Origin of the sequence: Streptomyces sp. BBFR2 (assembly GCF_044497305.1) — a bacterium.
Taxonomy (GTDB): domain Bacteria; phylum Actinomycetota; class Actinomycetes; order Streptomycetales; family Streptomycetaceae; genus Streptomyces.
This window is the reverse complement of sequence record NZ_CP172415.1, coordinates 6,532,536-6,554,977: the sequence shown is the minus strand read 5'-3', so window position 1 is coordinate 6,554,977 and position 22,442 is coordinate 6,532,536. Positions and strand designations below refer to the sequence as shown.

Sequence of the window (22,442 nt, the reverse complement as noted above, 5' to 3'; positions counted from 1 at the left end):
CCCGCGCCCGCCCTCGGCAGGAGAGATCATGTCCCGTGCAGTAGTCATCGGCGCCGGAGTGCTCGGCGCGTCCGTCGCCCACCATCTGACGCGCGCCGGGGTGGCGGTCACCGTCCTCGACGCGGGCGGCCCCGCATCCGGCACGTCCGGCGCCACCTTCGCCATCGACGTCACCCACCTCAAGACCCCGTACTCCTACTACGCGTTGAACCGCCGCAGCGCCGCGGCGCATCTGACGCTGGGCGAGGAGGACGGTGCCGGGGCGCGCTGGCGGCATGCGGTGCCGCTGGTGCAGTGGGGGCACACCGCGCAGGAGCGGCGGGTGATCGAGGAGCGGGCGCGGCGGCTGCGGGAGTGGGGCCATCCGTGCCGGACGACGGGCCCGGAGGCGCTGGCGGAGCTGGCGCCGGGCGTCGATCCGGCGTCGTGCCGGGCCGAGGAGCTGGTGGTGCACGACCATGCCGCGTGGTACGACGCGCCGCTCTTCGTCCGCACCCTGCTGGACCGGGCGGTGCGGCGCGGCGCGGCCGTCCACCACGGGCTGCGCGTCACCGGGCTGCTGCGCCGCGGCGACCGGATCACGGGTGTGGAGAGCGAGGGCCGCCGCTGGGAGGCGGACCACGTCGTCAACTGCGCCGGTCCGGATGCCGGGCGGATCGCGGCGCTGGCCGGGGCGGCGCTGCCGCTGACCCGGATCCCGGGGCTGGTCGGCGAGAGCGTGCCGGTGCCCGAGGCGCGGCTGGGCGCGATCCTGGCGACGCCGGGGGTGGATCTGCGTCCGGCGCCGGGCGACCGGGTGTGCTCGATCTCCTGGCCGGTGGACGCCCGGCTCGCCCCGGACGGCACTCCGGGCGATGCCCAGGACCCGGGCCTGGAGGCGGAGTTGCACCGGCTGGGCCAGGAGGTGCTGCCCGCCCTGCGGGGCGCGGCGGCCACCGCGGTGCGCCGGGGGATCCGCCCGGTACCGGCCGACGGACTGCCGCTGGTCGGCGAGGCACCGGGCGCGCCGGGGCTGTACCACGTGGTCACGCACAGCGGGGTGACGCTGGCCCCGCTGCTGGGCGAACTGACCGCCCGGGAGCTGACCGCCGCCGCCCCGGTGGCCGAACTGGCGCCGTACCGCCCCGGACGCGAGCCCGCGACCGGCGTACGGGACGAGAGCCTTCAGGTGATGCGCGGCCGGCCGGGGACCGCGGCACGTCCGTAGACCGCTCGGACGGTGCGGTGTCCGGTGGCCGGTGGCCGGTGGCCGCGCCCCTCCCGGTGCGGACCGCCCCGCCTCGCGCCGCCGTGCTGCGTGCGGGCCGGGAGCGTACGGAAACCGTGCGGGCCAGGGCGACGGCGTACGGAACCGTACGAGGCGGGCCGACGGCGTACGGCTCCGCGCGGGCCGGGACGGGGCGGGGCGGACCGGAGCCAGGGTGCGCGGGTCGGGGTGCGCGGGTCGGGGTGCGCGGGCCTGGGTACGCGGGCCGACGGCATACGGCTCCGCGCGGGCCGGGGCAGGCCGGACCGGAGCCTGGGTGCGCGGGCCGGCCGGACCACGTCACGGGCGCCGGTCACCGGCGCCGCGTCCCGGCGCCCCGGGCGCCCCGGCCGCCCCGGCGCCCCGTTCCGGGCGGCTCCGCCGGACGGTCCGGGTCGGCGGGCCTCCGGGTGAACGCGGTGGGTGCCCCCTTGCCACCACCCGATCGTACGTGTTCGGATTATCTCGGCGGTGGTCCCGCATCCCCCGCGGGATCACCGCCGATCAGCGTGTTTCCGTCCGACAGCAGCCGCCGTCCCGGTGCCCGCGCGGCCCCGGCCCTCCGCGCCATCCGTCCCGTACGCCCCGCACGCCGCCGTCCCTCCCCGCACCGGACCCGCTCCCCCGGCCGTGTTCCGTACCGCCCCGTCCCGGCGGGCGATCGCCGTACGCACTCCCCGGCGGGCCGGTCGCCGTACGAACTGGAGTGAGTGATGAAACCCGCCGCGTTCCGCTACCACCGGGCCCGTGACGCCGACGGCGCGGTGCGGCTCCTCGCCGAGCTGGGTGAGGACGCCAAGGTGCTCGCCGGGGGCCAGAGTCTGGTGGCGATGATGGCGTACCGGCTCGCCCGGCCCCGGCACCTCGTCGACATCGGCGCCTTACGCGGGCTCGACCGTCTCGCGCACGACGGCGGGGCGCTGCGCGTCGGGGCGCTGACCACCCATCACGCCGTCGAGCGGGCGCCGGACTCCGTCCTCGGCGCCGGTTTCGCGGTGGTGCGGGAGACGATGCGGTGGATCGGGCATCTGCCGATCCGTACCCGGGGCACGGCGGGCGGCAGCCTCGCGCACGCCGACGCGACCGCCGAATGGTGCCTGCTCGCGGTGGTCCTCGACGCCGAACTGCATGTCCTCGGACCCGGCGGGACGCGCCGGATCGCCGCCGCGGACTTCTTCCTCGGCCCCTACACCACCGCCCTGGAGCCGGACGAACTCCTCGTCGAGATCGTCTTCCCGCGCCCGGCTCCGTACGCCGCGGTCACCGAGTTCGCCGAGCGGCACGGGGACTTCGCGCTCGCCTCCGCCGCCGTCGTCCTGGAGAAGGACGGCGGGACGGTGCGCGGCGGGCGGGTGGCGCTCGGCGGCGTCGGACCGGTGCCGCTGCGGGCCACCGGGGCGGAGCGGGTGCTCGCGGACGGCGGCACCTTCGCCGACTGCGCCGAGGCGGCGGCCACCGCCCTCCCGGACGACGGTCCCGGGGACGACGGTACGTACCGGCGGCACCTGATCCGCACGCTGGTGCGGCGGGCCTGTGAGGAGGCGGACGCACGATGACGGCGAGCACACCCGAGGAGCGGCGCGGCGGGGAGCACACGGGCGCGGGGCGCGGCGGGCACGCCTGCCGGCCGGACGCCACCGGCCGGGGGACGGACGGCCGCGGCCACGGCGGCACCCACCGCCCCTCCGCCGCCGGGCACCCCGGCCCCCCGCCCGGCGAGGAGCGCGCGCCGCTGATCGGCCGCTCGGTGCCGCGGAAGGAAGACCCCCGGCTGCTGACCGGGCGTGGCCGGTTCGTGGACGACCTCACCGAACCGGGGGTGCTGTACGCCCAGTTCGTCCGCTCGACGGTCGCGCACGGTGAGGTCACCGCGCTCGATCTGGACGCGGTGCGGGCGGTGCCGGGTGTGGTCGCCGCGTTCGACGCGGCCGATCTGGGGCTCGGGGACATCACCGCCCGGCTGGACCGGCCGCCGGAGGAGTTCGCCGAGACCTCGATGCCGGTGCTGGCGCGGCGCCGTGTGCGGTACGTCGGCGAACCGCTGGCGATCGTCGTGGCCCGGGACGCGTACGCCGCCGAGGACGGGCTGGAGGCCGCCCGCGTCGGCTACGACGCGTGGCGGCCGGTGGTGAGCGAGGCGGCGGCGCTGGCCGACGGGGCGCCGCTGGTGCACGACGCGGCGCCCCGCAACACCCTGGTGGACGTCGCCCCGTTCGCCACCGAGGGCATCGACGAGATCTTCGCCGCCGCCCACCGTGTGGTGCGGGTCGAGGCGCGCACCGGGCGGCAGAACGCGCTGCCGCTGGAGACCCGCGGCGCGCTCGCCCACTGGGACGACCGGGCCGAGCAGTTGGTGCTGCGCACCTGCACCCAGGTGCCGCACCAGGTGCGGACGGTCGCGGCGGGCTGTCTGGGGCTCGACGAGCGGGCGGTGCGGGTCCTCGTCCCGGACATGGGCGGCGGCTTCGGCCTGAAGTGCGTGGTGGGGCGGGAGGAGATCGCGACCGCCGCGGCGGCGCTGCGGCTCGGCCGCCCGGTGAAGTGGACCGAGGACCGCAAGGACGCGCTGACCGCGTCGTTCCTCGCCCGCGAGCAGCGCTACGACGTCCGCGCCGCGTTCGGCGCCGACGGCCGCATCCTGGGCCTGGACGCCGACATCGTCTGCGACATGGGCGCGTACTCCTGCTATCCGTTCACCGCCGGTATCGAACCGCTGATGGCCGCGGCGGAGCTGCCGGGCGTCTACCGGGTGCCCGCCTACCGGGTGCGCGGCCGGGCGGTGGCCACCAACAAGGCGCCGAGCGCACCGTACCGGGGCGTCAGCCGCCCGCAGTACGTGATGGTGATGGAGCGGCTCTTCGAACGCGCCGCCCGGGAACTGGACGCCGACGCGGTGGAGCTGCGCCGCCGCAACCTCATCACCGACTTCCCGTACACCGGCGTCAACAACATCACCTACGACCCCGGCTCGTACCGTGAGTCGCTGGATCTGTGCGAGCGGACGCTGCGCGCGGAGGGCTGGTACGAGCGGCGGGACGCGGCGGCGGCCGAGGGGCGGTGGCTGGGGATCGGCTACGCCTGCTTCAACGAGCGCACCGGCTACGGCTCCACCGCGTTCGCGCGGCGGAAGATGGAGCTGGTCCCGGGCTACGACCTCGCCGAGGTGCGGATGGATCCGGGCGGCGCGGTGAGCGTCACCACCGGCACGATGAGCCACGGCCAGAGCCATGAGACGACGCTGGCGCAGATCGCCGCCGACACCCTCGGGGTGGGCCTCGCGCGGGTCAAGCTCCACCAGGGCGACACGGACCGGGTGCCGTACGGCTGGGGGACGTTCGCCAGCCGGTCGGTGACGATCGGTGGCAGCGCGGTACGGCTCGCCGCCGAGCGGCTCGGGGAGAAACTGCGGCGGCTGGCGGCGGCGCGCTGGGACGTCCCCTGGGAGGAGACGGAGCTGCACCACGGCACGGTGCGGCTCCGCGCCGCCCCGGACACCGCGCTCCCGTACGCCGAACTCGCCGCGCTCGCGCACTTCCGGGCCGATCTGCTGCCCGCGGGCACGGCGCCGGGGCTGACCGCGACGGCGTCGTTCGACGTCCACCACGACGGGACGTTCTCCAACGCCACCCACGGCGTCGTCGCCGAAATCGACGAAGGCACCGGCGGCGTCACGCTGCTGCGGTACGTCTGCGTCGAGGACTGCGGCGTGGCGATCAACCCGCGGGTCGTCGAGGGGCAGTGCCGCGGCGGCATCGCCCAGGGCATCGCGGGCGCGCTGTTCGAGCGGATCACCTACGACGAGCGGGGCGAGCCGTCGGCGACCGGATTCGGCGACTACAAGGTGCCCACCGCCCGGGAAATCCCCGACATCACCCTCCTCCACCTGGAAACGCCGTGTCCGACCAACGCGACGGGCGCCAAGGGCGTCGGCGAGGGCGGCACGATCGGCGCGCCCGCCGCCGTCCTCAACGCCGTCAACGACGCGCTGCGCGCCACCGGCACCGAACTCGACACCCTGCCCGTCACCCCCCGGGCGGTGCACCGCGCCCTGCACGGCGGCTGACCCGCGCCGCGCCCCGGACCGCCGCCGACCGACCCAGGAGCCCCGCCGTGAGCGACCATCCGCCCGACCTGCCGCTGACCGATCCGGCGGACGCCGGAACCGACCCCGCGCTGGAGCGCCTGCTGCTGGAGCTGGACGTCAACGGCGCCGCGTACGAGGTGCTGTGCGAGCCGCGCCGCACCCTGGTGGACGTGCTCCGTCACGATCTGGGGCTGACCGGCACCCATGTCGGCTGCGAGCACGGCGTCTGCGGCGCCTGCACCGTGCTGCTCGACGGCCGGCCGGTACGGGCCTGTCTGCTCTTCGCCGTCCAGGCGGAGGGCGCCGCGGTCCGCACCGTCGAATCGCTCTCCGGCGGAGGTGAACTGAGCGATCTACAACGGGAGTTCGCCGAGCACCACGCGCTCCAGTGCGGTTTCTGCACCCCCGGCTTCCTGATGCTGGCGGAGGGGTTCCTCGCCGAACGGCCGGACGCCGGCCGGGCGGAGATCCGTGAGCTGGTCGCGGCGAACCTGTGCCGCTGCACCGGCTACCAGCCGATCACCGACGCGATCCACAACTGCGCCGCGGCCCGGCGCGCCGCCCGGAAGGAGAACTGATGCGGATCGGCAGCAGCGTGCCCGTCGCCGGGGAGCCGGCGGCGGTGTTCGCGCTCCTCAACGACGTACGGCGGGTGGCGTCCTGTATGCCGGGCTGTGTTCTCGACGGCCCCGACGGGGCGGACGGTGACGCCTGGCGGGGCCGGGTGACGGTCCGCGTCGGCCCGGTCGCCGCCGCGTACGGGGGCACCGTGCGGTTCCTGGAGTCGGACGCCGGGCGGCGGCGGCTGCGGCTCCAGGCGCGCGGCGCCGACCGCCACGGCCGGGGCGACGCCGAGGCGGAGGTGGTGCTGACGGTGACCGGCGACCCGGCGGGCGCCCGGCTGGACGTCGCCACCGACCTCGTGATCAGCGGCAAACTCGCCCAGTTCGGCAAGGGCGCGCTGGACGCCGTGGCCCAGCGGCTGCTCCAGCGGTTCGCGGTCAACCTGGGCGAACTGCTGGCGGCGGAACGGACGGGCGGGGCGGGCGCGGAGGAAGAGGCGGCGGGGCCGGCGGGTGCCTCGGGGCCCGGGGCGGGGCCGGCGGGTACCCCGGGGCCCGGGGCGGGCCCCTCGGGCCCCGGAGTGGGGCCCACCGGCACCGGGGCGGATCTCCCGGGCTCCGGGGCGAGCCTCCCGGGCTCCGGGACGAGCCTCTCGGACTCCGGGGCGGACCGCGCGGCGCCCGCGAACACCGCGCAGCACACCGGCGGACCGGTCGCCGCCGGGCCCGCACCGGTCGCCGCCGGGCCCGCACCCGCGCCCGTCGCGAACGGCCCGGCGCTCCCGGCCGGTCCACCGGCCACCCGGTACGGACCGCTGGTGGCCGCCTTCGCCTTCGGCGTCTTCGAGGGCTGGCTGCTGACCCGTTTCGGCCAGCTACGCCGCGAGGTGGCACGGGCCCGGCGCGGCTGAACGCCCACGCCGGGGCCCGGTCCGCGCAGGGCTCGGGGCCCGGCCCGCACCGGGACCAGGAGCCCGTACCGCGGAAGGCTCGGGGCCCGGCCCGCGGAAGGCTCGGGGCCCGGCCCGCACCGGAACTCAGGGCCCGTACCGCGGAAGGCTCGGGCCCGGCCCGCACCGGGGCTCAGGGGCCGTACCGGGGAAGCTCGGGCCCGGCCCGCACCGGGGCCAGGAGCCCGTACCGCGGAAGGCTCGGGGTCCGGCCCGCGGAAGGCTCGGGGCCCGGCCCGCACCGGAACTCAGGGCCCGTACCGCGGAAGGCTCGGGGTCCGGCCCGCACCGGGGCTCAGGGGCCGTACCGGGGAAGCTCGGGCCCGGCCCGCACCGGGGCCAGGAGCCCGTACCGCGGAAGGCTCGGGGTCCGGCCCGCGGAAGGCTCGGGGTCCGGCCCGCACCGGAACTCAGGGCCCGTACCTGGGGAAGCTCGGGGTCCGGCCCGCACCGGAACTCAGGGCCCGTACCGGGGAAGGCTCGGGGCCCGGCCCTGATCTTTCCCCCAGGGCCGGGATCGGCTCCGTCCCCTCCGCGATCACCGTGATTGAGTGGCCCCATGGCTGACGAGACCCCTGCGGGCACCGTTCCCGCGTCCGGGCCCGCGATCCCTCCGGCGCTCAACGGCGCCGCCGGCTATCAGGTGCGCCGGCTCCACCAGGCGTACCTGGCGCTGTGGGCGCGTGAGGTCGATCCGACCCTGACCGGGCCGCAGTTCGCGGTGCTGACCGCGGTGCAGGCGGCGCCCGGCCGTGATCAGCGGTCGATGGCGACGGCGGTGGCGCTGGACACCTCGACCATGGCGGACGTGGCCCGCCGCCTGGAGAGCCGCGGTCTGCTCGTCCGCCACACCGCCGCGGCCGACGGGCGCCGCAAACTGCTCCACCTCACCGAGGCGGGCGAGCGGGCGCTGCGCGCCGCCCGCGACCGCCTCACCCTGCTCGACGAGCGGCTCTTCGCCCCGTACGGCGCCGAGCGGCGCACCGAGCTGATAGGGCTGCTGACCTCGCTGGCCGACCGCTGGGAGGGGCTGGCCCAGGACTCCGCCCCGTAGCCCGTCCGCAGGCCGTCCGCTCCGGGACACGGGTTTTCTCCGACCGATACCGAATCGTGTCATTGAGGTGCGATCCGGCGGACAACCACGGAAGCCGACAAACCGTCTTCTCTCATGGCGGAACGTCCGCGCGGTGCGCCGCGCCCACGTTCCGCACCCGTTTGTCTGCGCTCTGTGCCCTGGAGGAACCCGTGCTCGCCGCACCACGCCGTCATGCCGTCCGCTGGATACCCGCCCTGCTCGCGGCGGCCCTGGTGACCTCGTGCGGTACGGGAGCGACCGCCTCCCAGGCCCAGGAGCAGCCCGCGGCCAAGGTCACGGTCACCCCGTCCGCCGCCGGCAAGGCCGCGCCGCTCGGCTCCCCCATAGCGATACGTACCGAGGGCGGCACGATCACCTCGGTCGAGGCGAAGGACGACAAGGGCGCCACGGTCCCGGGGAAGCTGGCCTCCGGCGGCACGTCCTGGACCTCCGACGGCAAGGTCCGGCCCGGCACCACGTACACCCTGACCACCCGCACCACCTCCGACGGCGGGCGGAAGGCCACGAAGAAGACCGTGCTGACGACTGCGGCGGCGGAACGCGTCAACAAGCTCACCAACTCCCCCGGCAACGGCCAGACCGTGGGCACCGGGATGCCGGTCTCGATCCTCTTCGACAACCCCGTCGACAAGGCCCGCCGTGCCGGGATCGAGAAGGCGCTCAAGGTCACGACCGCACCGAAGGTCGAGGGCGCCTGGGGCTGGGTCACCGACTACTCCGGCAAGGACCGCATCGACTGGCGGCCGAAGACGTACTGGCCGGCCGGGACCAAGGTCACCGTCAAGGGCGCGCTGACCGGCGTCGACTCGGGCAAGGGCGGCTGGTTCGTCCGTGACTACGACTACGGCTTCTCCATCGGCGCCGACCACAGGGCCGTCATCGACGTCCCGTCGCACACCCTGACCATGTACGAGAACGGCAAGGCCGTCGGCACGGTCAAGGGCTCGGCCGGCTCGCCGCAGGCCCCCACCCGCGGCGGGGTGCACACCGTCCGCAGCAAGAACGCCGACGAGACCATGGACTCCTCCACCATCGGCTACGGCGACCAGTGGATGCTGGACGCGAAGTGGGTCACCCACCTCACCGCCTCCGGCACGTTCCTGCACTCCGCGCCGTGGAACAACTCCATCGGCGTGGTCAACAACTCCCACGGCTGCTTCGGCATGACCACCTCGGACGCCAAGCGGGTCTACGACTTCCTGCCGGTCGGCTCCACCGTCGAGGTGCGGGGCACCAGCAACACCGAGCGGACGGACGTCGGCAACGGTCTGGAGGTCTGGCAGGAGAGCTGGCCCCAGTGGCAGCAGCGCTCCGCCCTCCGCTGAGCCGCACCCCGCCCCTGCCCGCACTCCGCGTGCCCCGGCCCGGCGCCGTCCCTCACGGACGGCGCCGGGCCGCTGTGTACGAGGCGTAACCCCGCAAGATCAACCGCCGTGACACCCGGGAAACCTGCGCTCCCTACCGTCGTACGCGTACCGCGTCCGAGCACGGAGGAGCCGCAGATGACCGCAGCCGAACCGGGACCGCGCCCCCTGCCCCAGGTGCGGACCGTGTGCTCGTACTGCGGGGTGGGCTGCGGCATCGTCCTCGATGTGGCGGAAGGTCCGGACGGGCGGCGGACGGTCCGCCGGGCCGCCGGCGACAAGGCGCATCCGGCCAACTCCGGGCGGTTGTGCGCCAAAGGCGCCACCGGCGCGGAGCTGATGGCGGCGCCCGGCCGGCTCACCACCGCGCTGCGCCGCCCGCACCGCGGGGCGGAACCCGAGCCGGTCGCCATGGAGGCCGCGATCGCCGAGACGGCCCGGCGGCTGCGCGCCACCGCCGACGCGCACGGCCCGGACGCGGTGGCGCTGTACGTCTCCGGACAACTGACGCTGGAGGCCCAGTACCTGGCGACCAAACTGGCCAAGGGGTATCTGCGCACCGGCTGGCTGGAGTCCAACTCCCGGCTGTGCATGGCGAGCGCGGCCGGGGGCTACAAGCTGTCGCTGGGCGCCGACGGGCCGCCCGGTTCGTACGACGACTTCGCGCACGCGGACGTCTTCCTGGTCATCGGCGCCAACATGGCCGACTGCCACCCGGTGCTGTACCTGCGGATGATGGAACGGGTCCGGGCCGGGGCGAAGCTGATCGTCGTCGATCCGCGGCGCACCGCCACCGCCGCCAAGGCCGACCTCTTCCTCCAGATCCGGCCCGGCACCGATCTGGCGCTGCTCAACGGGCTGCTGCACCTGCTGGCGAAGGACGGCCACACCGATCCCGCTTTCATCGCCGAGCACACCGAGGGCTGGGCGGCGATGGACGGCGTCCTCGCGGACCATCCGCCGCACACCGTCGCCGCGCTGACCGGTCTGCCGGAGGCTGCGCTGCGGCGGGCGGCGGAGTGGATCGGCACCGCCGGGGCGTGGATGAGCTGCTGGACGATGGGGCTCAACCAGTCCACGCACGGCACGTGGAACACCAACGCGCTGATCAACCTGCATCTGGCGACCGGCGCGATCTGCCGCCCCGGCTGCGGCCCGTTCTCGCTGACCGGGCAGCCCAACGCGATGGGCGGCCGGGAGATGGGATACATGGGCCCGGGGCTGCCCGGACAGCGGTCGGCACAGGTGGCGGAGGACCGGGCGTTCACCGAGGAGCTGTGGGGGCTGCCGCCCGGCACGATCCGGTCCGGCAGCGGCGGCGCGGGGACCATCGAGATGTTCCGGCGGATGGCACGCGGCGAGATCAAGGCGGCGTGGATCCTGTGCACCAATCCGGTCGCGTCGGTCGCCCGCCGCCGCACCGTCGTCGAGGGGCTGAGGGCCGCGGAGTTCGTCGTCACCCAGGACGTGTTCGCGACGACCGAGACGCAGGGCTTCGCGGACGTCCAGCTCCCCGCGGCGATGTGGGCGGAGACCGAGGGCGTGATGGTGAACTCCGAGCGGAACCTCACCCTGATGCGGCAGGCGGTCGAACCGCCCGGCGACGCCTGGCCGGACTGGCGGATCATCGCCGCCGTCGCCCGGGAGATGGGCTACGGCGAGGCGTTCGCGTACGACAGTGCCGAGGAGGTCTTCGCCGAACTGTCGCGCGCGTACAACCCGCGGACCGGCTACGACCTGCGCGGGGTCAGCCACCGGCGGCTGCGCCGGGGCCCGGTGCAGTGGCCCAGCGCCACCCCGGACGGACCGGACCGCAACCCGGTGCGCTACCTCAACGACGGCTCCGTACGGCCACCGCGGAAGCGGGCGGACGGCAGCCGCCCCCGGCTGTGGTTCCCGACCCCCGACGGGCGGGCCGTCTTCCACCCCCGCCCCTACCTGCCGGCCGCCGAACTCCCCGACGACAGCTACCCGTTCCTGCTGAACACCGGCCGGCTCCCGCACCAGTGGCACACCCTGACCAAGACCGCGAAGATCCCCCGGCTCGACGCGCTGGACCCGCGGCCGTTCGTGGAGATCCACCCGCGGGACGCGACGGCCCTGGGCCTCGCGGACGGTGACGCGGTGGAGATCACCTCCCGGCGCGGCCGCGCGGTACTCCCCGCGAAGATCGGCGACCGGGTCCGGCCCGGCGACTGCTTCGCCCCGTTCCACTGGAACGACCTCTTCGGCGAGCAGCTCAGCGTCAACGAGGTCACCCACGACGCGGTCGACCCGGTCTCCCTCCAACCGGAGACGAAGGCGTGCGCGGTGGCCCTGACGAAGGCCCCGACGAAGGTCCCGACGGGGACGGGCCTGTTCCGCGAAGGGACCCGGGAAGCGGCCCAGGGCCGCGGGGACGCCGGAGCGCGGGCGGACGACGGGGACGTGGCGCGCGCCGGGCGGACGGCGGGGGCCGGAGCGGGATCCGGAGGTCCGGTACCGGCGGGCGGCGTGGCGGCAGGTGCGGCGGGCGGCGCGGTGGCCACCGTTCCGGCACCGGCGGGTGCGGCGGGCGGAACGCCCCTGCCCGCGGGCACGGTGGCGGCGGGCGCGGTGGACGGCGCGGGAGCCACCGTCCCGGCGGCAGCCGAGGCACCGGCGGGTGCGGCGGCCGGTGCCTGCCTGCCCCGGGCCGCCGCGACCGCGACGCCCGTCGCCTCCCGCGCCGCCTCGGCGGTCGCCGGGACGGCCGCCGAGGTGTTCCGTACCGGCGGCATCGCCCCGCCCGCGCTGGCCGAGCCGGAGCGGCGCTACCTCGCCGGGTTCCTCGCCGGGGTGGGGGCGGGCGCGCCGGGCGCCCCGGTGCTGCCGGACCGCGCCCCGCTCGCCCCGGAGCACGCCCTGTGGGTCAACGGCTGGCTGGCCGGGGCCTTCTCCCGCGCCCCGCTGCCGACGGCGGAACCCGCGCCCGCCGACCGGGAAACGCAACCCACGCCCGGCACCGGGAGCACCGGCCCCGCGCCCGCCGCCGAGGACGGGGACGGCACGCCCGCCCCGGAGGTGCTGGTGCTGTGGGCCTCGCAGACCGGCAACGCCGAGGAGGCGGCGGCCACCGTGGCCCGCGGGCTGACGGAGCGCGGGCGGCCGGCCCGGCTGCTGCGGATGGACGACGGGGCCCCCGCGGCCCTGCCGCCCGGCGCCACGCTGCTCCTGGTCACCAGCACCTTCGGCGACGGCGACGCCCCCGACAACGGCGCCCGTTTCTGGGCGGCGCTCAACGCCCCGGACGCGCCCCGGCTGGACGGCAGGCGCTACGCCGTTCTCGCCCTCGGCGACTCGTCCTACGACGACTTCTGCGGCCACGGCCGCCGCCTCGACGAGCGGTTGGCCGCCCTCGGCGCCCAACGGCTCACCCCCCGCACGGAGTGTGAACCGGACGACGCCGAGCCCGCGGACCGCTGGCTCACCACGGTCCTCACCGCCCTCGCCGCCCCGGACACCGGGCGGCCACCGGACGACGGCGGCGCTCCGCCCGGGCCACCGCCCGCCGCCGCGGCCCCCCTGCCCGCCACCGGCCTCATCCCCGCCGCCACCTCCCCGTCCGACGGCGCCGGCCCCACCGGCACCACACCGGCCGCCACCGAACCAGTCGGCGCCGAACCGGCCGCCACCGAACCGGCCGACGCCGGGCCCGCAACCGAACCGGCCCCGGCCACGCCGCCCACCACCGGCCCCACGCCTGCCACCACCGGCCCCACCGCACCCGGCCCAGCCCCCACCGCCCTCACTCCCCCCACCCCCCGCACCCCGTCCCGTAACTCCCCCGCCACCGCGCGCCTCATCGGTAACCGGCTGCTGAGCGGGCCGGGTTCCGGCAAGGAGGTCCGGAGCTTCACCCTCGACACCCGGGAGGCGGGGGCACCGCTCGGCTACGAGGCCGGGGACGCGCTGGGGGTGCTGCCGCGCACCGGCCCCGCGGTGGTGGCGGAGTGGCTGGCGGTGACCGGCGCCGACGCCGCGGCCGACGTGGAGGTCGCGGGCGTGGGCACCGTCCCGCTCGCCACCGCGCTGGAGCGCCACCTCGACCCCACCCGCATCACCACCGGGCTGCTCCGGCTGATCGCCGACCGCACCGGGGACCGTCTCCTCACCCGCCTGCTGGAGCCCGCGGCCAAGGCCGAGCGCGCGCGGTGGGCATGGGGGCGCCAGGCGCTCGACGTGCTGGCCGAGCACCCGGTGCGGGCCTCCGCCGCCGAGTGGGCCGCCGCCCTGCCCCGGCTGCGGCCCCGGCTGTACTCCATCGCGTCCAGCCCGCTCCGCGACCCGTATCTGATCCGGCTGACGGTCTCCGTCGTCCGCTTCGCCGGTCACCGCGGGCGGCCGCGCCACGGTGTCGCGTCGGCCTGCCTCGCCGACGCCGCGGCGGGCGCCCCGGTGCGGGTCTTCGTCCAGCGCTCGGCGCACTTCCGGCCACCGGCCGACCCGGCGGTACCGATGGTGATGGTGGGGCCGGGCACCGGCGTCGCCCCGTTCCTCGGCTTCCTCCAGGACCGGGCGGCCCGCGGCCACACCGCCCCCAACTGGCTGTTCTTCGGCGAACGGCACCGCGCCGGCGGTTTCCACCACCGCGCCGAACTGGAAGCGCTGCGCGACGCGGGCACCCTCACCCGGCTCGACACGGCGTTCTCCCGCGACCAGCCGGAGAAGATCTACGTCCAGGACCGGATGCGCGAACACGGCGCACTGCTGTGGTCCTGGCTGCGTGACGGCGCGCACTTCTACGTCTGCGGGGACGCGTCCCGGATGGCCGGGGACGTCGACCGGGCGCTGCGGGACGTCGCGATGGCCCACGGCGGTCTCGACGAGGACGGCGCCGCCGCCCATGTCGCCCGCCTCGCCGCCGAACGGCGCTACGTCCGCGACATCTACTGACGCGCCGCGCCGCCCGGCACACGGCCGGGCACGCGCGGAACGGGCGGCGCGCCGGTCAGAACCAGTGCAGGCAGTGCGGCGGCGTCCCGGTACGGAACAGGGCGTCGGCGAGGGGCGCCGCGCCCGGGTGGTGGGCCCGGATGTGCCCGGCGCGCACCAGCGTGCTCGGGGCGGTGCCGCCGAGGTAGACCGCGCCCAGGTCCCGTACGTCCAGGGAGAGATCGGGCTCCCGGCCCGTCGGGACGCACTCGGCCCTGCCCTCCCGGACGGTCAGCAGATGGCGGTGGCGTTCGCCGAGGAACGGGTCGGTGACGTCGAGGACGAGTTCGCCGTCCGCGCACCAGCCGCGCGCGGTCAGTGCCCGCGGGACGTCCAGCAGCCGCACCCAGAGCCAGTCGGTGTCCTCGCTCACCCGGGCGGCACGGAAGTCCCCGAGCTGCCAACGCAGCGGGTGGCCGGGCGGGACGTGCCGGAACACGGCCTCGGAGACCAGATCGTGGCCGAGGACGAAGCGGGCCAGGGCGGTGAAGACGGCGTCGTCGGCGGTGACGATCTCATCGACCGTCAAGGTGCCGGACTCGACCGCGTAACTGGCGTACCCGTCCGGTGTGCCGCCGGCGCCGCGGTGGACGGCGATGTGGCGCGGCGCCGGTGCGAGCGGGGGCTGCCCGGCGCGCCGGGCCCACCAGCGGTGCGGCCGGGACAGCGCCCCGTGCCGGGCGCGGCGGTACCGGTCATGGACCTCTTCCAGGAGACCGCCGCACCTGTCACGCCGCAGGACCTCGACCGTGCCCGGGTCCGCCGGTACGCCGTCGGTGCCCGCCCGGGGAGCGGCGAGGGCGGCGCGGTGGCGCGGCACCGTCAGATGCGTCGTGTACGTCGCCGGTCCGTAGCCGAACCTGCCGTAGATCGGGGCCTCGGACGCCAGCAGCACGGCGAGGAACTCCCCGCGGGCCCGCAGCGCGGCGAGCTGATGGCGCATCATCGCGCTGAGCACGCCCCGGCGCCGGTGCGAGGGCAGGACACCGACGGCGGACACCCCGGCCGCCGGTGCGAGGGCCCCGCCGGGCAGGGTGAGTTCGAAGGAGTACGCGGCGGCGGTGCCGACGGGCCGCCCGTCCCCGGCCAGGGCGAGCAGACCGCGGTCCATCTCCAGCGCCGACCACCACAGCCCGCCGCCGTCGGCCGGTGTCTCCGGGAAGCGTCCGAACGCCGCGTGCACCGTCTCGACGAAGATGTCGAGATCCTGATCGGTCGTGGGACGGATCTCCACCACTGCCGCTGCCTCCTCGGGGTACCCGCGCCACACCGTGCGACGCCCGGCCACCATGCGGCGCCGGCCCGCGGCCCGGTCAACCGAATTACGGGCGCCGGACCGGCCGGCCGTGTCCGTACGGCCGGCCAGCCTCGGTGCTAGCCCAGTTCCAGGCTGGTGACCCCGTGGACCCGCTCCTGGCGGACGGCCGGTACGGGACCGGTGTACATCCGGGTGGAGCGGGAGACCGGCACCAGTCCCCGGGCCTGCGCCAACTCCTGGGTGGCGGGGGCGGTTTCCGGCACGTCGATGACGATCTCGGCGTCCGGTCCGGCGGCTCCGGCGAGCGCGTCGAAGAGCGTGGCCGCGTCCTCGGGGGTGTCGGCGAAGAGCGGGCCGACGCGGTGTCCGCTGCGGGCCGGGCGGATCACGCCGTAGCCGGTGAGGACCCCGTCGCGCAGGACGACGCGGACGGTGTGGCCGGGCGCGGCCAGCCAGCGGGCGAGGAATCCGGCCCGGTCGGCGGGGAAGCACGTCCGGTCGTAGGCGAGGACCGCGTCGTGGTGGGCCGCGGTGTACGGCTCGGCGGCCGAGGGGCCGTCCGCCGGGGCGGGGCGCCCGGCGTAGCGGACCGATTCATGGGCGGCGGTGAACCCGGCGCGCTCGTACGTGGCCTTCTGGGCGGGGACGGCGTCGAGGCCGATGGTGCGGCTCCCGGCGTGCGGCAGGGCGGCGCACCAGGTGGCCAGGCCCAGTCCCCGCCCGCGGTGTTCGGGGTGGACGAGGTAGTAGCCGAGGAAGGCGTAGCTGTCGGAGTAGGTGACGACGGAGACGGCGGAGACGGTGCGGTCGCCGAGGCGGCCGGTGAAGAACCCGGCCGGGTCGGTGGGGTGGAAGCACCCGGTGTCGGCGAGCCCGGGGTTCCACTCCTCGTCGGCCGCCCACTCCTCGATGAGGAGCCACTCCTCCGACGAGGCGGCGGCGACGGTGAGTTCGGGGGCGGAGGTGCCGGAGGCGGACATCGGTGGCGTCCCTTCGGTCGGGGCCGGGGCCCGGTGGGGAGCGCGGCGCGCCGCGTCCCCCGCCGGGCCCGAGGCCGGGCGGAGTGTCAGATGAGGTCCATGGCGGCGACCTCGTCGGGGCGGCCGTAGCTGACCGGTCCCTGGAAGCGGCGGCGGGCGGTGGCGAACCACCAGACGGTGGCGATGACGAGGACCACCGCGAGGGCGATCGGCGCGTAGTTGAACGATTCCACCGTGATCGGATACGCCTGCGGCAGCATGAACAGCACATTGCTGATGAGGATCCAGGCCACCGCGATGAAGGCGACCGGCTTACCGAATCGCCCGAGGTTCCACGGGCCCGGCCGGAAGTCGTCGAGACGCAGCCGGAGGAATATCGGCACCCCGTACGCGAGGAAGAGACCCACGACATTGACGCTGACGACCGCGGTGAACGCGGTGTGTGACCACCATCCGGGCAGCACCAGTACGAGCGGGCAGGCGGCGGCCAGCCATACCGCCTTGACGGGTGTGCGGGTACGCGCGGAGACCGAATGCCACCAGCGGGAACCGGGCATCGCGCCGTCGCGGGAGAAGGCGAAGATCTGCCGGGTATTGCTCGTCATGTTGGCGAGCCCGCAGAAGAGCATCGCGCCGATGACGATCAGCAGGAGCAGCTTGGCGGTGCCCGGTCCGAGCGCGTCGATGAGAATCTGCACGGGCGGCGCGTCGGCGCTCGCCGCATGCCCGTAATCCTTGATCGCGTACACCAGTGCGAGCATGAGGATGAGACCGGTGAGCGCGGAGTAGCTGATCGCACGCATGATCCCGCGCGGGGCGTTGACCGTGGCCTTCACGGTCTCTTCCGACATGTGAAAGCTGCCGTCGAAGCCGGTGAACGTCCAACTGGTGACCAGCAGCCCGAGCATTCCGCCGTAAATCGCGTGGGTGAAGCCGGTGTTGTTGGCGAAATGGGTGACGAACGACGCCGGCTGATGGCTGTCGGGGATGACCGTCAGAGCGGTGACGATCACCACCAGGCCGATGAGCAGCCACCACACGGAAATGCGGTTGAACACCGCGACCAGCCGCACGGTGTAGGTGTTGGCCAGCGCCTGGAGCAGCAGGATGACGGCGGTGATGCCGACGGTCTGCTGCGGGGTGGCGACGTAGGAGGGCCACTGCATGCCGATGAACGCCTGGATGAAGGTGGCGGTGGCGAAGTTGGTGGCCGCGGTGCCGCCGACCTGACCGACGAAGTTGAGCCAGCCGGTGTACCAGGACCAGGCGCCGCGGTGGCGCTTGGCGAGCTTTCCGGCGGAGAAGTAGAGGGCGCCGCTGGTGGGATAGGCGGACGCGATTTCTCCCATCGCGGCGCCGACGAAAAGCACCATGACGGAGACGCCGATCCAGCCGAACACCAAAATACGCGGGCCGCCCGCGTTCATTCCGAAACCGAAGGAGGAGAAGATCCCGGAAATAATATTGATGATGGTGAAGGAGATCGCGAAATTATCGAAGGCACGGAATCTTCTGGTGAGTTTCCGTGGATATCCCATCGCATGCAGCGTGGCATCGTCATCGAGCGTCCCGGTGTCCACCGGGCCGGATGTTTTCGAGCGGGGCGGCGCAATGCGCTCGGACACAACCGTATCCTTTCTGACAGAGCTGATAGGGGACTTCGGTGGGGGCGAACAGTCGCTCTTTCGGCGCTATCGGCACACGTCGATCTCACGCATGCGTCCGCAACAGAAGGGGGAAGGCGCTCAGGCGGCCCCTGGGACCGGCAGGCCGCAGGCGCGCCTGGCCTTCGTCAATTGTTCTTCGGGCGGCCCGAAGGCGCTCCACGGCATACGGGCCGCGTAGGGCCCCATCGCCGTGAAGACCTCGCGCGCCTCGAATTCACGCTTCGCCATGAACAGCGCGTGCGCGAGATGGGAGAGGTCGACCACCGGCACGAAGCGGTAGTCGGCCACGTGCGGGAACCAGTGGCGGTGGATGCTCAGCGCGGTGCTGGTCCACTGCGGCTGTTCCCAGGTGCGGTCGGCCAGCAGCGCCGTCGGGTCGTACTCGTCTACCAGCGCGACCAGCGGCAGCAGCCGGAGCGGTGAGGACGCCGCGGCGCGCTGCCCGAGGAAGGCGGCGACGTCCCAGCTCGCGCTCGCCGAACCGCCGTTGCGGCTGAAGAAGAAGGAGAGGAAGCGGTGGTGGGCCTCGCGGTGCCAGGGGTCGATCCGGAGGATGTGGGCGAAGAGGTACCACGGTCCGGTGGGCGCGGTGAGCAGGCCCTGCGGGGCCGGGTCACGGGGCCGGGCGAAGCGGGCGAGCGCCAGTTGGCAGACCCAGGGGGTGGGGTCGTCGGGCAGCATCTGGGCGGCGCGCTCGGCAGCCGTCCGCGCGATACGCACCAGGGCTTCGTGCCGCCGGTCCGCGGTATCCGCCATGCGCAATGCCCGGATCATCGCGACCCGCGCCCACATGAGTGCGGCTTCGGGTCCGGGTTCTTCCGCTATCCAGCGTTCCGACAGGTCCGAGTCGGCGGCTTCCGATGCCAGCACCAGCGACCGGTGTGCCCGGACCTCGAAATCCCCCCGAGCCTCTTTGAGTACCTCATGTGCGCTGAAGTACCGGCCGGCCCTGACATCCATGCACGCCTGCGCCAACTGCCGGTCATTGGCCGCCGGACTCCACACGTACTGCCCTTCGAATGAGCCCGCCGCCATGAGCCCCTCCTGGTCCTGAAGGCGTCATCGTCCCCCCGCTCACATTCTCTGCGTGCCGAATTAAGCCGGATCGTTTCCCCCGATCCGTCTGTGGCGGGGCACACCCTACTCACCTCCAAGTGAGAGCGAAAATAGTCGCCGGGAATATCGACTTCCGCACCTTTTGCCCCACCCATTCGAGGGGTTATCCCGTCACCCTTCGAACCGTCGGGCCACCCCTTCTCCCCCATTCAATGCCGCAGCTCACCGGCCGATTGGCATATGCACATCTTTTCAACATCTTCATATCTGATGATGCGTCATACCAGGTCGGCCCACCCGCGCACCCCACCCGGCGGCACCCCGACGGGGCCACCTGAGCAGGGGCGGGCCGGGTCGCCCTCAACACCCCACGGCCGCCACCTCGTTGACGGACACCCGGCCGACCGGCCGCCATGACCGGCCCCGCCCCTCTCCCCGCGCCACCGCGAGCGGCGAAATCGCGCCAAAGATGGCGCGTGGAGGTTCCTTCACCCGAAGGACAGATTGCCTTTCATTGACACGCACTTGGTGATCCTTTTACTTTCGAGGGAGTGCGGCGACGTCCGGTGCCGCACACCCCCACCCACGCACACCTCGGAGGCCGACATGGAGCAGCTCATCAAGAAGATGGCGCAGGACGACGTCTGGCAGGGCTGGCTCGCCGCCAACTCCGCGAGCGCCGCGGCCAAGAGCGGCTGCATCAGCGCCGCCCCGAAGACCGGATGCATCAGCGCCGCGCCCAAGTCCGGCTGCATCAGCGCGACGAAGGCCGGCTGTATCTCCTGACCGTCCGCCCCGGGAGGCGACGGCCCCGCGCCCGTCGTCTCCCGCCGGGTGCCCGTTTCCGAGCACGAACGAGTGAAGGTACGCACATGGAGTGGGACGGCCAGCCGACGGCCGAGGTCCGCGCGCAGATCAAGGACATACCGATCTACCGCGACGCACTGGAGCGGGGGCACTTCCCCCTGCTCGACAAGCCGGAGATCGCCCGCGGCTTCCCCGACAACTGGATGACCCCGGAGCTGGCCCGCGCGCTGGAGAACGGCGACGCCGAGTTCGTCCTGTCCACCGGCACCCACCACGCCCGTATGCAGATCATCCGGCCGCCCTACTTCCTGCTGCGCTCCTACTACCAACTGTGGAGCGAGCACCCGGACATCGCGCACACCTGGCAGGAGGGCTGCCGCCGGGTGTCGCTGACCACCGTCCTGGCCACCGAGCACGTCGCGCGCGTCAACGCCGCCAAGCGCGGCGCCGCGCCCGACCCCTCCCCCGGCCCCGCCGACCGGCGGCTCGACCCCCGTACCTCCTACGTCAACCTCCGGCTCGACCCGGCGCTCTGGGAGCGCGACGAGGTCGTGCGGATGCTCGACGAGATCGACGAGGCCCGGCAGGCGCATCCGCGCGGCTGGTACCACCTCGACTGTTCCGGCTACCACCTGGCGCATCTGCTGCTGAAGATCGGCCGGTGGGGCCTGTGGGACGCCTTTCCGCCGCCGGCCAGCATCATCCACGCGTACGAGTACACGCCGGTCAACGTCCGCCGTTTCCTGGCGCAGCACTTCGCCTGTCCGGTCATCGACCTGTTCGGCTCCACCGAGCTGGGCTACCTCTTCTCCAGCGACCGCCGCGGGCGCTACCGCCCGCACCTGGACAAGATGAGCGTCGAGCTGCTGCCCGTCGCCCCCGGCAGCGAGATCTTCCAGCTCATCGTCACCAGCGTCCGCAACCCGTACATGCCGCTGGTGCGCTACCGCTCGGGGGACTGTGTCCGCACCGAGGGCGGGGTGCCGGATCCGGAGCGGATCGTGCGGTTCTGCGGGCGGGAGAAGGAGCTGCTGGCCACCGCGCACGGGCCGGTGGCGCAGGGCGATCTCGACGACCGGATCGGCGCCGCCAGCCCCCGGATCTTCCTGCACCAGCTACGGACCGGCGGCGACGGACCGGCCACCCTCGCGTACACCACCTTCGACGGAGCGCCGCTGACCGCTGCGGAGCGCACCTCGCTGGAGGGCGGCGTCCGCGCGCTGACCGGCCGCGACTGCCGGGCCGACCACCACGCCCACCTGCCGATCGGCGCCTCCGGCAAGTACGCCTGGCTCGCCACCGGCGCCTGACCCACGGCACCGACCGCCCACGGGAGAACCATGACCGACGCCGCCGCCCCGCCCGCCGCCGTGACCGCCGGCGATCTGACCGCGCTGCTCGGCGCGGAGCTGCACACCGAGACGGTCGCCCACGCCGTACGGACCACCGGTGTGCCCCGGGAGTTCGCCGAACGGCAGGTGACCGAGTGCCTGCGCTACCTCTACCTCGTCTCGCGCCACCACGACCGGCTCGGCGGTCTCTTCCTCCCCGTGGAGCAGGAGATCGACGAGATCTGGCACTACCTGATCCTCCAGACCCGCGAGTACCGCGCCCTGTGCGAGGAGCGGCTGCCCGGCCGGTTCTTCATCGAGCACCGCTCGATCGCGTACGAGGACTACCAGCGCGAGCCCGGCCGCGAGCAGGTGCTGGAGGAGGCGCTGCGCTGGATACCGCTGTACTGCGCGGCGTTCGGCCCGTTCGACGAGGGCGCGCTGCCGCACTGGACGATCGTGCGGTTCCTGCACCGGCGGCTGGAGATGTCGCTGGCGGAGATCTCCGCCCTGCGGAGCGCCGCCGCCTGACCGGCCGGGGCACGGGCGCCCCGGCCCCGCGCGGCCGCCCCACGGCAGCCGCGCGTCTTCCCGCCCGTACCACCCATCCCGACCACGATCGGCCCGGGAACCCGAGGCCGACCGAACCCGAGAGGCGATGATGCGCCGGGACAACACCACACCGGGCGGACGCCGTCCGGCCGTACTACCGCTGACCACGCTCACCGTGATCCTTCTCTTCCTGCTGGGCGCCTCGGTGCCGACCGCCAACTTCGCGGCGGTGCCGGCGACCGCGGCCACCGGCCCGGCGGCACCGCCCGTCGTCGTCTCGCCGAGCTACACCAACGGTGAACTCGCCGAACGTGAGAACGACCGCGGCCAGGGGATACGGCGTGGCGCACGCAACGCCGCCCCGCTGCCGCCCCCGGGCACCCCCGGTGCCCCGGACCGCGCCCCGGCCGTCCGTACCCCCGCGTCCGATGGGCACGGCATACCGCCACGGACCGACGACGGAAGGCACCAGCCGGCCGAACTGCCCCTCCTGCACTGCGTATTCCGCTGCTGAGCACGCCACGGACCGACCGCA

16 protein-coding genes are annotated in these 22,442 nt (G+C 74.5%); 12 read left to right on the top strand and 4 right to left on the bottom strand.

The annotated features are described in order from the left end of the window. The first annotated feature begins 28 nt into the window (after positions 1 to 28). The 8 genes from ACGH2B_RS26995 to ACGH2B_RS26960 all read left to right on the top strand — a co-directional run bounded on the left by ACGH2B_RS26995 (position 29) and on the right by ACGH2B_RS26960 (position 14,217). Complete coding sequence (locus tag ACGH2B_RS26995; protein WP_399095167.1) at positions 29 to 1,207, top strand: NAD(P)/FAD-dependent oxidoreductase; 1,179 nt, start codon at positions 29 to 31, stop codon at positions 1,205 to 1,207. 752 nt (positions 1,208 to 1,959) lie between these two features. Beyond that, on the top strand, positions 1,960 to 2,802 hold the full coding sequence (locus ACGH2B_RS26990) for an FAD binding domain-containing protein (RefSeq protein WP_399095164.1): 843 nt from the start codon (positions 1,960 to 1,962) through the stop codon (positions 2,800 to 2,802). Next, positions 2,799 to 5,309 (top strand): xanthine dehydrogenase family protein molybdopterin-binding subunit, encoded by a 2,511-nt coding sequence (locus ACGH2B_RS26985; RefSeq protein WP_399095161.1) that lies wholly within the window; start codon positions 2,799 to 2,801, stop codon positions 5,307 to 5,309. The genes ACGH2B_RS26990 and ACGH2B_RS26985 overlap by 4 nt, the downstream gene beginning before the upstream one ends. 74 nt (positions 5,310 to 5,383) lie before the next feature. Further along, positions 5,384 to 5,908 carry a (2Fe-2S)-binding protein gene (locus ACGH2B_RS26980; RefSeq protein WP_399097370.1) on the top strand — a complete coding sequence of 175 codons (525 nt, stop codon included), beginning with the start codon at positions 5,384 to 5,386 and terminating at the stop codon, positions 5,906 to 5,908. Continuing rightward, entirely contained in the window at positions 5,908 to 6,804 is an 897-nt protein-coding gene (locus ACGH2B_RS26975; RefSeq protein ID WP_399095158.1) for an SRPBCC family protein, read from the top strand. Before ACGH2B_RS26980 ends, ACGH2B_RS26975 begins: the two co-directional genes overlap by 1 nt. Positions 6,805 to 7,402: 598 nt before the next feature. Continuing rightward, the gene (locus tag ACGH2B_RS26970; protein ID WP_399095155.1) at positions 7,403 to 7,897 is read left to right on the top strand and encodes a MarR family winged helix-turn-helix transcriptional regulator; all 495 of its coding nucleotides are present in this window, start codon (positions 7,403 to 7,405) and stop codon (positions 7,895 to 7,897) included. A 191-nt stretch (positions 7,898 to 8,088) separates the two neighbouring features. After that, the gene (locus ACGH2B_RS26965) at positions 8,089 to 9,264 is read left to right on the top strand and encodes an Ig-like domain-containing protein (RefSeq protein ID WP_399095152.1); all 1,176 of its coding nucleotides are present in this window, start codon (positions 8,089 to 8,091) and stop codon (positions 9,262 to 9,264) included. A 177-nt stretch (positions 9,265 to 9,441) separates the two neighbouring features. Then, on the top strand, positions 9,442 to 14,217 hold the full coding sequence (locus ACGH2B_RS26960) for a molybdopterin-dependent oxidoreductase (RefSeq protein ID WP_399095150.1): 4,776 nt from the start codon (positions 9,442 to 9,444) through the stop codon (positions 14,215 to 14,217). A 55-nt stretch (positions 14,218 to 14,272) separates the two neighbouring features. Here ACGH2B_RS26960 and ACGH2B_RS26955 read toward each other — a convergent pair whose 3' ends face one another. From ACGH2B_RS26955 to ACGH2B_RS26940, 4 genes are all read right to left on the bottom strand, one after another. After that, on the bottom strand, positions 14,273 to 15,490 hold the full coding sequence (locus ACGH2B_RS26955) for a GNAT family N-acetyltransferase (RefSeq protein ID WP_399097367.1): 1,218 nt from the start codon (positions 15,488 to 15,490) through the stop codon (positions 14,273 to 14,275). A gap of 140 nt (positions 15,491 to 15,630) precedes the next feature. Next, positions 15,631 to 16,494 carry a GNAT family N-acetyltransferase gene (locus ACGH2B_RS26950; RefSeq protein ID WP_399095147.1) on the bottom strand — a complete coding sequence of 288 codons (864 nt, stop codon included), beginning with the start codon at positions 16,492 to 16,494 and terminating at the stop codon, positions 15,631 to 15,633. 86 nt (positions 16,495 to 16,580) lie between these two features. Then, positions 16,581 to 18,032 (bottom strand): amino acid permease, encoded by a 1,452-nt coding sequence (locus ACGH2B_RS26945; RefSeq protein WP_399097364.1) that lies wholly within the window; start codon positions 18,030 to 18,032, stop codon positions 16,581 to 16,583. Between the two features lie 207 nt (positions 18,033 to 18,239). Beyond that, a complete protein-coding gene (locus ACGH2B_RS26940; RefSeq protein WP_399095144.1) occupies positions 18,240 to 19,196 on the bottom strand; it encodes a hypothetical protein in 957 nt (318 codons plus the stop codon). Positions 19,197 to 19,823: 627 nt separating this feature from the next. On the opposite strand from ACGH2B_RS26940, the gene ACGH2B_RS26935 reads away from it, so the two are divergent. The 4 genes from ACGH2B_RS26935 to ACGH2B_RS26920 all read left to right on the top strand — a co-directional run bounded on the left by ACGH2B_RS26935 (position 19,824) and on the right by ACGH2B_RS26920 (position 22,421). Continuing rightward, entirely contained in the window at positions 19,824 to 20,003 is a 180-nt protein-coding gene (locus ACGH2B_RS26935) for a hypothetical protein (protein WP_399095141.1), read from the top strand. An 86-nt stretch (positions 20,004 to 20,089) separates the two neighbouring features. Beyond that, positions 20,090 to 21,334 (top strand): hypothetical protein, encoded by a 1,245-nt coding sequence (locus ACGH2B_RS26930; RefSeq protein WP_399095138.1) that lies wholly within the window; start codon positions 20,090 to 20,092, stop codon positions 21,332 to 21,334. Positions 21,335 to 21,364: 30 nt separating this feature from the next. Then, positions 21,365 to 21,886 (top strand): hypothetical protein, encoded by a 522-nt coding sequence (locus ACGH2B_RS26925; RefSeq protein ID WP_399095135.1) that lies wholly within the window; start codon positions 21,365 to 21,367, stop codon positions 21,884 to 21,886. Between the two features lie 196 nt (positions 21,887 to 22,082). Further along, complete coding sequence (locus ACGH2B_RS26920; RefSeq protein ID WP_399095132.1) at positions 22,083 to 22,421, top strand: hypothetical protein; 339 nt, start codon at positions 22,083 to 22,085, stop codon at positions 22,419 to 22,421. Positions 22,422 to 22,442 lie beyond the last annotated feature (21 nt).